This is a genomic window from Streptomyces triticisoli (genome assembly GCF_003270085.1).
Taxonomy (GTDB): Bacteria; Actinomycetota; Actinomycetes; order Streptomycetales; family Streptomycetaceae; genus Streptomyces; species Streptomyces triticisoli.
This window is the reverse complement of record NZ_QFDQ01000184.1, coordinates 1-12,274: the sequence shown is the minus strand read 5'-3', so window position 1 is coordinate 12,274 and position 12,274 is coordinate 1. Positions and strand designations below refer to the sequence as shown.

8 protein-coding genes and 1 pseudogene are annotated in these 12,274 nt (G+C 72.6%); 4 read left to right on the top strand and 5 right to left on the bottom strand.

What is annotated here, in order from left to right; all coding sequences use genetic code 11:
- Nucleotides 1-933 (bottom strand): sigma-70 family RNA polymerase sigma factor (locus tag DEP02_RS24425; protein ID WP_112469838.1); only part of this gene is annotated, 933 nt, incomplete at its 3' end.
- Between the two features lie 340 nt (nucleotides 934-1,273).
- On the opposite strand from DEP02_RS24425, the gene DEP02_RS33655 reads away from it, so the two are divergent.
- Nucleotides 1,274-1,429 (top strand): hypothetical protein, encoded by a 156-nt coding sequence (locus tag DEP02_RS33655; protein WP_157977531.1) that lies wholly within the window; start codon nucleotides 1,274-1,276, stop codon nucleotides 1,427-1,429.
- A 60-nt stretch (nucleotides 1,430-1,489) separates the two neighbouring features.
- On the opposite strand, the gene pflA is transcribed toward DEP02_RS33655, so the two are convergent.
- From pflA to DEP02_RS24410, 3 genes are all read right to left on the bottom strand, one after another.
- The gene (gene pflA, locus DEP02_RS24420) at nucleotides 1,490-2,236 is read right to left on the bottom strand and encodes a pyruvate formate-lyase-activating protein (protein WP_112469837.1); all 747 of its coding nucleotides are present in this window, start codon (nucleotides 2,234-2,236) and stop codon (nucleotides 1,490-1,492) included.
- Nucleotides 2,233-4,497: a formate C-acetyltransferase gene (gene pflB, locus DEP02_RS24415; RefSeq protein WP_269809377.1), complete on the bottom strand. Its 2,265-nt coding sequence runs from the start codon at nucleotides 4,495-4,497 to the stop codon at nucleotides 2,233-2,235. The genes pflA and pflB overlap by 4 nt, the downstream gene beginning before the upstream one ends.
- A 229-nt stretch (nucleotides 4,498-4,726) precedes the next feature.
- Nucleotides 4,727-5,659 carry a universal stress protein gene (locus tag DEP02_RS24410; RefSeq protein ID WP_112469836.1) on the bottom strand — a complete coding sequence of 311 codons (933 nt, stop codon included), beginning with the start codon at nucleotides 5,657-5,659 and terminating at the stop codon, nucleotides 4,727-4,729.
- A gap of 205 nt (nucleotides 5,660-5,864) precedes the next feature.
- Between DEP02_RS24410 and ppdK the strand changes: the two genes are divergently transcribed.
- Nucleotides 5,865-8,561, top strand: a complete 2,697-nt coding sequence (gene ppdK, locus DEP02_RS24405; protein WP_112469835.1) for a pyruvate, phosphate dikinase — start codon at nucleotides 5,865-5,867, stop codon at nucleotides 8,559-8,561.
- 613 nt (nucleotides 8,562-9,174) lie between these two features.
- Here the strand turns inward: ppdK and DEP02_RS24395 are convergent.
- Nucleotides 9,175-9,987 (bottom strand): SAM-dependent methyltransferase, encoded by an 813-nt coding sequence (locus DEP02_RS24395; protein WP_112469834.1) that lies wholly within the window; start codon nucleotides 9,985-9,987, stop codon nucleotides 9,175-9,177.
- A 315-nt stretch (nucleotides 9,988-10,302) separates the two neighbouring features.
- On the opposite strand from DEP02_RS24395, the pseudogene DEP02_RS35910 reads away from it, so the two are divergent.
- Both DEP02_RS35910 and DEP02_RS24385 read left to right on the top strand, forming a co-directional pair.
- Nucleotides 10,303-10,658: pseudogene (locus tag DEP02_RS35910) on the top strand (transposase family protein); the annotation flags it as partial.
- Nucleotides 10,659-10,899: 241 nt separating this feature from the next.
- A partial coding sequence (locus tag DEP02_RS24385; RefSeq protein WP_112469833.1) for an ATP-binding protein occupies nucleotides 10,900-12,274 on the top strand: 1,375 nt, incomplete at its 3' end.

Genomic DNA, 12,274 nt, shown 5'->3' with positions numbered 1-12,274 from the left:
GACCGGGCCGCCCCGCCGGCGTGGCTCCTCCGGCGGCAGGTGCGGCGGTCCGGCCGTGCGGAGCCCCGCGGCGGCGTCCTTCGCCCGGGCAGACGGCCCGGCGCCCGTTACCTCTGTTCCGTAGGGGTCCGTCAGTGCCTCGCGCAGGTGGGCCAGGCAGCGCGCCAGCAGCCGGGACACGTGCATCTGCGAGATGCCCACGGCCGAGGCGATCTGCTGCTGGGTCCGGTCCTCGAAGAACCGCAGGTACAGGATGCGGCGCTCCCTGTCGGGCAGCTCGTTCAGGAGGCGTATCAGCGTGACCCGCTCGACCAGGAGTTCCAGGGCCGGGTCGCAGCCGCCGATCACCTCGCTCGGGGTGGGTCCGGGCAGGTCCGTGCCGTCGGCCGGAGCGTCCAGCGGGCGCGGGCGGCGGACGCTCTCCGAGCGCAGTGCCTCCGTCACCGCCTCCGTGGGCAGGTCGCAGTACGCCGCGACCTCCGCCCGTGTCGCCGGCCGCCCGTTGAGCTGCTCCAACTCGCCGCGTGCCCGATTCACTCGCTGCCGGGCGTCCTGGACGGGGCGCGGGATCCGCAGCGTGCCCGTCCGGTCCCGCAGGTGACGTTTCACCTCGCCGGCGACCGTGGGCACCGCGTAGGACAGGAACGCGTGCCCCCGGTCGGGGTCGTAGCCGTCGACGGCCCTGACGAGCCCCAGGCAGGCCGCCTGGAAGAGGTCGTCCTGCTCCTCACCGGCGATGTTGCGGTACTTGGCGGCGATACGACGGGCCAGGGGGACGAGACGGCGGATGACGCGCTCCCGGGCGGCTTGCCTTTCCGGTCCCGGAGGGATCGCGCAGACGTCGCGCACCAGGCCGTCGATCAGCTCGGACGACAGGCGCGGTTCTTCTCCGGCCTGCCCGGCCGGTGGACGATGGCTGCTGAGGGGCGTCATGCAGTCCTCTGACTGTGGGCGGGACCTCGCAACGGACATGCTGGAGGTTCCCCTTTGCCTGTCGACCACGCAAAGACCACTCGACCGGCCCAGGCGGCGAAAAAAGGGGTGATACGGGGATACGCGCAGGAGGTCCGCCAGGGCGCCGTGGAGTGAGACGTGCGGGCGTGGCGTCCGGCCCTCCTGGTGGAGGCGGGTCGGCGGGTGGCAAGCGGCTCGGCTGCCGGGATGCCCGTGGGTGCGGCCTGGCGTTGAGCCGTGCGGCTGACAGGGGTTTCCCGGCCCGGGCCGTGGGTTATCCCCCGCATTCCCGCACCGGCACCGGCACCCGAGGTGATCCATGCGTCTGCTGCTCGTCCATCCCAGTGCTCTGATGTACTCGGAGATCTTCCTCAAGCTGGAGCCGCTCGGACTGGAACGCGTGGCCGCGGCGGCCCGGGACGCCGGACACGACGTGCGGGTGGCCGACCGGGATGCGGCCGGCGAGGGGCAGTAGCCCCGGACCCGGCCCTGCGGCACGGAGGCCGGTGCGCCGGCGACCGCCGGAGGAGTGGCCTCAGTGGGCCGCCAGGCCGTGCGCACGGAACTGGCCGCGGACCCGCTCCACCAGCGCAGCGTCGGGGACCGGGGTGTCCCGCAGCGGGAAGGGGATGCCCAGGGCCTCGTACTTGGCCGCGCCGAGCTTGTGGAACGGCAGGATGTCGACCCGCTCGACGCTGCCCAGGCCGGCCACGAAGCGTGCCAGCCCCTCCACCGCCCGCTCGTCGTCGGTCCAGCCGGGGACCAGCACGTACCGGATCCACATCGGTTTGCCGAGCCGGTCGAGGCGGGTGGCGAAGTCGAGCGTAGGGGTGAGTTCGCCACCGGTGAGTTCGCGGTAGGTCCTGGCGTCGGAGGACTTGATGTCCAGGAGCACCAGGTCGGTGTCGGTGAGGAGCTCGTCGGTGGCACGGGCGCCGAGGAAGCCGGACGTGTCCAGGGCGGTGTGCAGTCCGGCCTGCTTGCAGCGGCGCAGGACGGCGCCGGTGAAGGCGGGCTGGAGCAGGGGCTCCCCGCCGGTGACGGTCACCCCGCCCCCCGCCGTGGTGACGAAGGCCCGGTACTTCTCGATCTCCGCCATCACCTCGTCCACCGTGGCCCGCCGGCCGTCCCTCATGCGCCAGGTGTCGGGGTTGGCGCAGTACAGGCAGCGCAGCGGGCAGCCGTTGACGAACAGCACGAACCGGGTCCCGGGACCGTCCACTCCCGTGGACAGGTCCCAGGAGTGGACACGGCCCGTCACCGGCTCGACGACGGTGTTCACAGCGATCCGTGGAAGGTGCGGCTGATCACGTCGAGCTGCTGCTCACGGGTCAGACGGACGAAGTTGACAGCGTATCCGGAGACCCGGATCGTCAGCTCCGGGTACTTCTCCGGGTGCTCCATGGCATCCTCCAGTACGGCCCGGTTCAGCACGTTCACGTTCATGTGGAAACCGCCGGCCGCCATGTAGGCGTCGAGGATGCCGACCAGGTGGCCCGCCCGCTCCTCGGGGAGGTGGCCGAGCCCCTCGGGGGTGACGGTCGTCGTCAGCGAGATGCCGTCGCGGGCCTGCCCGTAGGGCAGCTTGGCCACCGACAGCGCGGAGGCGGCCACTCCGTGCCGGTCACGGCCGTTCATCGGGTTGGCGCCGGGCGCGAAGGGCTGTCCGGCGCGGCGGCCGTCGGGGGTGTTCCCGGTGTGCTTGCCGTAGACGACGTTGGAGGTGATGGTCAGCACGGACTGGGTGTGCTCGGCGTCCCGGTAGGTGGGGTGCTTGCGCACCTTCTCCATGAACGACTCCACCAGGCCGACGGCGAGGGAGTCGGCCCGGTCGTCGTTGTTGCCGTACGCCGGGAACTCGCCCTCGGTCCGGAAGTCCACGGCCAGACCGGTCGCGTCGCGGAACACCTTCACCCGGGCGTACTTCACGGCCGACAGGCTGTCGACGGCCACGGAGAGGCTGGCGATGCCGCAGGCCATGAAGCGGTGCACGGGGTGGTCGTGCAGGGCCATCTCGATGCGCTCGTAGGCGTACTTGTCGTGCATGTAGTGGATGACGTTGAGCGCGTTGACGTAGGTCTGCGCCAGCCAGTCCAGCACCCGGTCGTAGGCCGCCGACAGCTCGTCGTAGTCCAGGTACTCGCCGGTCAGCGGTGGCGTCTCGGGGGCGATCTGCTTGCCGGTCATCTCGTCCCGGCCGCCGTTGACCGCGTACAGCAGTGCCTTGGCCAGGTTGACGCGCGCCCCGAAGAACTGCATCTGCTTGCCGACCGCCATCGCGGAGACGCAGCAGGCGATCGCGGTGTCGTCGCCGGTGCGCGGCCGCATGAGCTCGTCGGACTCGTACTGCACGGCGCTGGTGTCGATGGAGGCCTGCGCGCAGAACCGCTTGAACCCCTCGGGCAGCCGCGGCGACCACAGCACCGTGAGGTTCGGTTCGGGGGCCGGGCCCAGGTTGTACAGCGTCTGCAGGAAGCGGAACGAGGTGCGGGTGACCAACGGCCGGCCGTCGGCGCCGATGCCGCCGATGGACTCCGTCACCCAGGTCGGGTCGCCGGAGAACAGCGCGTCGTACTCGGGGGTGCGCAGGAACCGTACGATCCGCAGCTTGACGACGAAGTCGTCGATCAGCTCCTGGGCGCGGGTCTCGTCGATGATCCCCTCGTCCAGGTCGCGCTGGAGGTAGACGTCCAGGAACGTGGAGGTGCGGCCCAGCGACATCGCGGCGCCGTTCTGCTCCTTCACCGCTGCCAGGAAGCCGAGGTAGAGCCACTGGACGGCCTCGTGCGCGGTGGCGGCGGGGCGGGAGACGTCGCAGCCGTACGTGTCCGCCATCTCGGCGAGTTCGCCCAACGCGCGGATCTGCTCGGCCAGTTCCTCACGGTCCCGGATGACGTCCGGGCTGGAGGGCCGCGCGTCCAGCAGGGCTCGCTCGGCCCGCTTGGCCGCGATGAGCCGGTCGGTGCCGTAGAGGGCCACGCGCCGGTAGTCACCGATGATCCGGCCGCGGCCGTAGGCGTCCGGCAGGCCGGTGATGATGCCCGCCCTGCGGGCGTCGCGCATCTCGGGGGTGTAGGCGTCGAAGACGCCGTCGTTGTGGGTCTTGCGGTAGGTGCCGAAGATCTCGGTGACGAGGGGGTCGGGTTCGTAGCCGTACGCCTTGAGGCCGCTCTCCACCGTGCGCAGACCGCCGTTCGGCATGATCGCGCGCTTCAGCGGGGCGTCCGTCTGCAGGCCCACGATCAGTTCGCGGTCCCGGTCGATGTAGCCGGGGGCGTGCGAGGTGATCGTGGAGGGGGTGGCGGCGTCGACGTCGTGGATGCCCCGGCGCCGTTCCTCGGGGAAGAGCCCGCTGACCTTCTCCCACACGGCGCGGGTGCGGTCCGTGGGCCCGGTCAGGAAGGCCGCGTCGCCTTCGTACGGGGTGTAGTTGGCCTGGATGAAGTCGCGCACGTCGATGCGCTCACGCCACTGCGTCCCGGCGAACCGGCGCCACGCTTCGGCGGTCCGGGGGCCGGCTGTCATGGTCGCGGTCGCGGTCATCACGAGGTCCTCTCCCTGGTCGGGTCCTGTCGCTGTCGATGTTCGTCGTCCGGGGCGGCGGCGGGGAGTGCCGACGGGGCACCGCACCGGTTCCGTCCGGCCCCGGCCCGCCGGGACCTTCGGCCCGGCCCCCGCCCGGCCCCCTGGACATCGCGTTCGGAGGCTCCGGCCGAAGGGGAACCCGGGGCGGACGAGCCGGGCGGACGAGCGGGGCTCATGGCCGGCGGGCTCAGGCGTGCGGGACGACGGCGACGGGGCAGCCGACGTGGTGCAGGACGGCGTGTGCCACCGGACCGGTGTGGGCACCGAGCCGGCCCCCGCTCGTGCGGCGCCCCACCACGAGCAGCCCGGCGTCCCTGGCGGCGTGCACCAGGGCGGCGGCTGCCCGGCCCGCGGTCACGGTCTCGGTCACCGGGACCGTCGGATACTTCCCGCACCAGGGGCGCAGTGCCGCGACCACCGCGTGCTCCTGGGCCGCGAGCGCTTCCGCCTCGGCCTCCGGAGCCGGCGGGGCGGCCGGGCCCACGATCCCCGACGAGTCGACGACGGGCCGCGCCGGCGGCCTGAAGGCGTGCACGACGTGCAGGCGGGTGTCCCGCAGCCGCGCGGCCTCGAAGGCGAACCCGATCAGCTCGTCGCACGGGTGCCGGACGTCCAGTCCCAGCACGACCGTACGGTAGGGCGTCTCGGGAATCTCCTCCGGGGCGACGCCGTCCACCGCCGGCAGATGCTCGTCGGCGACTCCGCGCCCCGCCCTCACCAGCACCACGGGCCGCGCCGAACGGGCGACCACCCGCTGGGACACGGACCCCGTGACGAACCCGTCCACGACGCCCAGGCCGAGCGAGCCCAGGACCAGCAGCTCGGCCTCCGCGGCGGCGGCGACGAGGGCGGCGGCCGGCGCGTCGTACACCAGGCGGTCGTCGATGCGCAGCCCGGGGTGGGCCGCGCGGACGCTGTGGACGGCGGCCCGGAGAGTCTGCTCGGCCCAGTCGCGCTCGGTGCTGCCCAGGGGCACGTACGGCGCGGGGTGCGGATGAGGGCGCCAGGCGTGTACGACACCGAGCCCCGTGCCCCGGCGCAGGGCCTCCTGGGCCGCCCAGTGCGCGGCGGCGAGACTCGCGGGGGATCCGTCGACTCCCACTACGACATTGCGGGGCATGGCACGTCCCTCCCGGATTCCGGGTCCTCCGGCACTCCTGACGGTTGCGAGTCTCCTCCCGCCGGGAGCGGGCGCCCAGGGACCGCACGGTCCCCCGCGCGGGGCCAATCGGCCCCCGCTCCGGGCCTGCCGGCACCTCGCGCGCGGACGCTCCCCCCTCGACGCTGGAAAGCGTCAGGCCCCCACGTCCGAGGAGCGCAGCGTCATGGTCCGTTACGTGTACGACTTCACGGAGGGCGGCCGTGACATGGCCGGCCTGCTCGGTGGCAAGGGCTCGAACCTGGCCGAGATGACCCGGCTCGGGCTGCCCGTCCCTCCGGGGTTCACCCTCACCACCGAGGCCTGCCGGGTCTTCCTCGCCACCGGCGGCGAGCCCGCGGGCATGTCGCGGGAGGTCTCCGACCACCTGGCGGCCGTCGAGGCCGCCGCGGGCCGGCGGCTGGGGCAGCCGGACGACCCGCTGCTGCTGTCCGTCCGCTCCGGAGCCCGTTTCTCCATGCCCGGCATGATGGAGACGATCCTCGACATCGGCCTGAACGACGACTCCGTCCTGGGACTGGCCAAGGCGTCCGGCAGTGAACGCTTCGCGTGGGACTCCTACCGCCGCCTCATCCAGATGTTCGGCAGTACGGTCATGGGCGTCGACCCCGCCCTGTTCCAACGGGCCCTCGCCGAACTCAGGGAGCTGCGCGGCGTCCCGGACGACGTGCACCTGGACGCCGGTGACCTCGCCCGGCTGGTGAGGACGTACAAGAACGTGATCCGCCGGGGGACCGGCGAGTCCTTCCCGCAGTCCCCCGCCGAACAGCTGCACCGGGCGATCCTGGCCGTCTTCGAGTCCTGGAACGGTGAACGGGCGCGCGTGTACCGGCGGCGTGAGCACATCCCCGACGACCTGGGCACCGCCGTCAACGTGCAGCGCATGGTCTTCGGCAACCTCGGCCCCGACTCCGGCAGCGGTGTCGCCTTCACCCGCGACCCGGCCACCGGGCACCCCGGCCTGTACGGCGACTACCTGCCCAACGCGCAGGGCGAGGACGTGGTCTCCGGTATCCGCAACACCGTTCCCCTGACCGAGCTGGAGCGGCTGGACCCCGAGTCGTACGCCCGGCTCCGTGAGCACATGGGGACGCTGGAGCGGCACTACCGGGACCTGTGCGACATCGAGTTCACCATCGAGCGCGGCACGCTGTGGATGCTGCAGACCCGGGTCGGCAAGCGCACCGCCGAGGCGGCCTTCGCCATCGCCGCCGCACTGGCCGACGAGGGACTCATCACCCCGGACGATTCCCTCGCCCGGGTGAGCGGCGAGGGACTGGCCCGGCTGATGTTCCCGCGCTTCGACACCTCGGCGGCCGGCGAACCGCTCGCGCACGGTCTCCCGGCCTCGCCCGGCGCCGCGGTCGGGGCGGCCGTCTTCCACTCCGCCGAGGCCGTACGCCGTGCCGCGGCCGGCGAGAAGGTGGTCCTGGTCCGCCAGGAGACGACCCCCGACGACCTGCCCGGCATGATCGCCGCGCAGGCGGTGCTCACCGGCCGCGGCGGCAAGACCAGCCACGCGGCCGTGGTGGCCCGCGGCATGGGCAAGGTCTGCGTGTGCGGCGCCGAGGAGCTCTCCGTCGACCCCGGGGCCCGGCGCTTCACCGCCGCCGACGGCACCGTCGTCGAGGAGGGCACGGTCATCTCCGTGGACGGCTCCGCGGGAGCGGTGTATCCGGGGGCGGTGCCCCTCGTGGACTCGGCGGTCATACGGTTCCTGGAGACCGGTGACACCGGCGGGGAAGCGGCCGAGGTGGTCGACGCGGTGGCCCGCGCCCTGGACCGGGCCGACACGGTCCGGCGGCTTCAGGTGCGGGCCAACGCCGACACCCCCGAGGACGCCGCCCGCGCCCGCCGGTTCGGCGCGCAGGGCATCGGGCTGTGCCGCACGGAGCACATGTTCCTGGGCGAGCGCCGCAAGCTGGTCGAGGAGATGATCCTGGCCCGCTCGGACGCCGAGCGCGACCGGGCCCTGGCGGCGCTGCTGCCGCTCCAGCGGCAGGACTTCACCGGCATCCTGGAGGCGATGGACGGGCTGCCCGTCACCATCCGTCTGCTGGACCCGCCGCTGCACGAGTTCCTGCCCGACCGCACCGGGCTCGCGGTGCGGATCGCCACCGCCGAGGCGCGCGGCGACCTGCCGGCCGCGCACGACGTCGAGCTGCTGGCCGCGGTGAACCGCATGCACGAGGAGAACCCGATGCTCGGGCTGCGTGGCGTGCGCCTCGGCCTGGTGGTTCCCGGTCTGGTCGCCATGCAGGTACGGGCCATCGGCGAGGCCGTCGCGGAACGCACGCGGGCCGGCGGCACCCCCCGGGCGGAGATCATGGTTCCGCTCGTCGGTGACGTCCGCGAACTGCGGATCGTGCGCGAGGAGGTGGACCGGGTGCTCGCCGAGGTCTCCCGGGCGTCCGGCGTCCCGGTCACCTGCCCCGTCGGGACCATGATCGAGCTGCCCCGGGCGGCGCTGACGGCGGGCCGGATCGCCCAGGAGGCGGAGTTCTTCTCCTTCGGCACCAACGACCTGACCCAGACGACCTGGGGCTTCTCCCGCGACGACGTCGAGGCGGAGTTCTTCTCCGCCTATCTCGACAAGGGCGTCTTCCCGGCCTCCCCGTTCGAGACGATCGACCGGGACGGCGTGGGCCGGCTGGTCCGGATCGGCGTCGCCGAGGGCCGCGCCGCCCGGCCGGACCTGAAGATCGGCGTGTGCGGCGAACACGGCGGTGACCCCGACTCGGTGCACTTCTTCCACACGGCCGGCCTGGACTACGTCTCCTGCTCGCCGTTCCGGGTTCCGGTGGCACGGCTGGAGGCCGGACGGGCCGCGCTGGAGGGGGCGGACGTGAGCGACAGCAGGTGACCGGGATCCCGGCCCCGGTCCCGAGGCGGCGCGCGGCAGTCTTGAGCCGCTGCCGGCCGCCAGACCCTCGCGGACCGGGCCGAACGGTCCGAGGAGGGGACCTTCGGCGCCTGCGGCGCCGCCGCGGACCACGGGGCAGTGGAACCACGAGCGTCGCCCGTCGCCGACGGCGCCGCCCTCGTCCCGCCCATCCGCACGGACCGCGTGGGGAGCGCTTCGGCCGCGAGCCCTTCCCTGCGCAGGACCACGGCGACGGCTTCGGCGACCTCCGCCGTCGAGCCGTTCGTCGTTCCATGGGCGGCCAGCACGTTGCCTGGCATGGTGGTTCGCCTCCGCCCACAACCGTGGCAGCCGGCCGTCGGGCCGAGGCCACCCGTCATCGTGGGTCTCCCCCAGGCCGCTCGGCGCCTCCCGGCTCTTTCGAGCATCCAGCGGCTCTCCGCGAAGACCCATGGGATGTCCGGGACCGGTTCGAGGGCCGGTCGGCCCCGAGCCACGATCGTCGCTTCGATCGCGGCTCGGGGAAGACTCAAGGCCGGACCCCGCGGGCTCCTGTCCCGTCCCGGCAGCCGCCGGCGCTTCGCTTTCTCGGGGGCCGGGTCCGTTTCCGGGCTCAGCTCTTGCGGCCCACTGCGCCGAACATGGCGACCTCGGGCAGCTCCCCTTCGGTGGTGCCGGGACGCCAGTGGTTGCAGGAGACCACGCCGGGCGTCAGCACCTCCAGCCCGTCGAAGAACCGGGCGACGGCACCGGGGGTGCGCTGGGTCAGTTTCGGGGTGCCGTGCTCGTTCCAGAAAGCCACCGCGGCGTCGACGTCGGGCATGTCCGGCCGTGTGACGGTGTGCGACAGGACCAGGAAGCTGCCCTTCGGCAGGTGCCCCATGAAACGCCGCACGATCCCGTACGCTTCCTCGTCGTCCTCGATGAAGATGACGACGCCGAGGAGCATCAGTGCCACGGGCTCACTGAAGTCCAGGGTGCGCGCGGCCTGTTCCAGGATGGAGTCGGCGTTGCGCAGGTCCTCGTCGAGATAGTCGGTGCGGCCCTCGGGAGCGCTGTCGAGCAGGGCGGCGGCGTGGGCGAGGACGATCGGGTCGTTGTCGACGTAGACGATGCGGGACTCGGGCGCGACACTCTGGGCGACCTGGTGCGTGTTGTCTGCGGTGGGCAGTCCGGTGCCGACGTCGAGGAACTGCCGTATGCCCTGCTCACCCGCGAGGTGCCGCACCGCCCGCCCCAGGAACTGCCGGTCCGCCCGGGCGTAGTCCCCGATCCCCGGGTGCAGCCGGCGGATCTGGTCTCCTGCCTGCTGGTCGACCTCGTAGTTGTCCTTGCCTCCCAGCCAGTAGTTCCAGATACGGGCCGTGTGCGGCTGATCCGTCCTGATCCTCTTGCTCTGCTCGCCGAAGGCGGCGCTCTCGGTCATGTGATGCCCTCCAGGTCGGACCACTGATCGTTCAAGAGGCAATCTAGTGGCAGGAGTTGGAGAGGCAGGAGTTGGAGAGGACGGCCGTTTCGGCCGCGGGTTCCGAACCGGGTCCGGCTCCCCACAGCAAGGCTGCTCCGAACGCCCCACAAGGGGGAGCCCAGCCCTCGTAGCAGGTCAGCGGCGTTCCGTGCCCCTGCTGGTCAGCGAACTGCCGGCATTGGTCGTCGGGGGTCGGCAATCCGTGTCTGCTGGCTCGTTGGTTCGTGGGACGGGGTCGTTCTTCAAGGACTGTGGGCGTCCGCGGTCGCGGTGAAGGTCGCCGAGCTACTGCGGCGGGTCACCCGGGCGCCGGCCACCGACACCTCGGTGTGGAGCGATGGCATGCGGATCGTGGACTCCACGCCGGTGGAGTGCGGACGTTCCCGCGAGACCGTCAAGCGCTCCGACCTGGCCGGATGGGCCGAGTACGGGTACTGCGCCGGCCACAGCCGCTTCTTCTGGGGCCTGCGCCTGCACCTGGTCTGCACCTGGTCTGCACCCTGCAGGGCCTGCCCATCGCCTACGCGTCGACCGGAACCAAGGCCGACGAACGCGAGTCCCTGCTCGACCTCCTGGCCGCCGAGCCCGGGCTCGTTGCCGGCCCGGCCGGCGAACGGGATGCCGGGAACGCGAGCCGGGCGAGTGACCTCGGGGGCTCGGACGCCACGACAGGACTGACGGTAAGTCAACTCACGCTCTGCGTATGGACAACTCAGGCACTTGACATGAAAACGAACAGCAACTGCGCGGTTTCGCGGAGAAGTTGTCCCCCACCGTGTGAGTTCGACCGATGACAGCGTGTACGGTGCTCCGAACGCCTGTGGCAGGGTCGCGGACCCAGCCCTTCCGACGTCCCATGGAACCGACTCGATGATCGAATTGCCGGACCTGGTAGCCGGCGGTCTCGCCGCCGGAACACTGTCCGCCCTCGTCCTTGGCGGCGGCCTGCTGCGGTCCCGGCACCGGCAGGCCGTCCAACGCGACCGAATCACCGCCCTGCTCTCACAACTGCAGGACATGGAGCGGGCGTTGACCGCCGAAGTGGAACATCTGGCAGCGCAGCGGATCCCCGCCGCCGCCCGGCAGTCGACACATCCGCACGTCACCGTGCCGGGCCCGCTGCGGCCGGGGACCACCGGTACGCCGCTGGACATCGCGCTGGAGAACGTGCTGGGCGCCCTGCGCACCGAACTGGTCGCGCAGCGCACCCGGATCGACTCCGCCGCCCAGGCCGGGATGCGCGGCGCCACCCGGGAGATCCAGGCCGCCCTGTACCGGCTGCAGGACGCCCTGCGCGGCCTGCAGCAGCGCTATGACGACCCCGAGCTGACTCAGACGCTGTTCACGCTCGACCACGAGAACGAGCAGTCGTTGCGCCGGGCTCAGGTCGCCGCGGTGGTGTGCGGCGCCTGGGTCGGGCTGGCTCGTGAGGAGTCGCACCTGGTGGACGCGGTGACCGGCGGCCTGGCCCGGCTCGCCGGCTACCACCGGGTGCGAGTGCACAACCATCTGGAGGCGGGCACCGCGCTTGTCTCGCACGCCGTCGAGCCGATCGCCCTCATCGTCGCCGAGCTCCTGGACAACGCTTTGCGCCACTCGGCGCCCGACACCGACGTCGTGGTCAACCTGGAGCACGTCCACCACGGGGTCTGCGTCACCGTCGACGACGCGGGCCTGGGCATGACGCAGGACGAACGGGCCCGCGCCCAGCGGCTGGTGGCCGGCAGCGAGCCGATCCTGCTGACCGATCTCGGGGACCCGCCGCGCATGGGGCTCGCCGCGATCGGACAGCTCACCCGGCAGTTCGACCTGGGTGTCGACCTGTCCTCGCCCTCGCCCTACGGAGGAGTGCGCGCGGTCCTGCGGGTCGACAGCCACCTGCTCACCCGGATCGACCCGGCCGAGAGGCCGCCGGCGGCCAGCGCGCCGCGCTCGACCCGGAAGCCGGACGCGCCGGGCACGAGCACGGACCGACACCACGAGGCGAGCGCGCGCCCCGCGTCCCCTCCGGCCCGGACCGGGCCGCGGGAGGTTGCCACGGGACGCCGCGAGGCCCCCGCACCGGACGGTGCGGACGCCGCCCGCTCACGGACCACGGATCAGGACGGCCAGGCGCAGCCCGCCGCCCCGGGCCACGGGACTCCGCGCGACCTGGACGCCGGACTGCCACAGCGACGCCGCCGCTCCCGCCTCGCGGCGCAGCCCGCGACGGCGTCCGCCCCGCACCCCTCGGCACGCCGGCCGG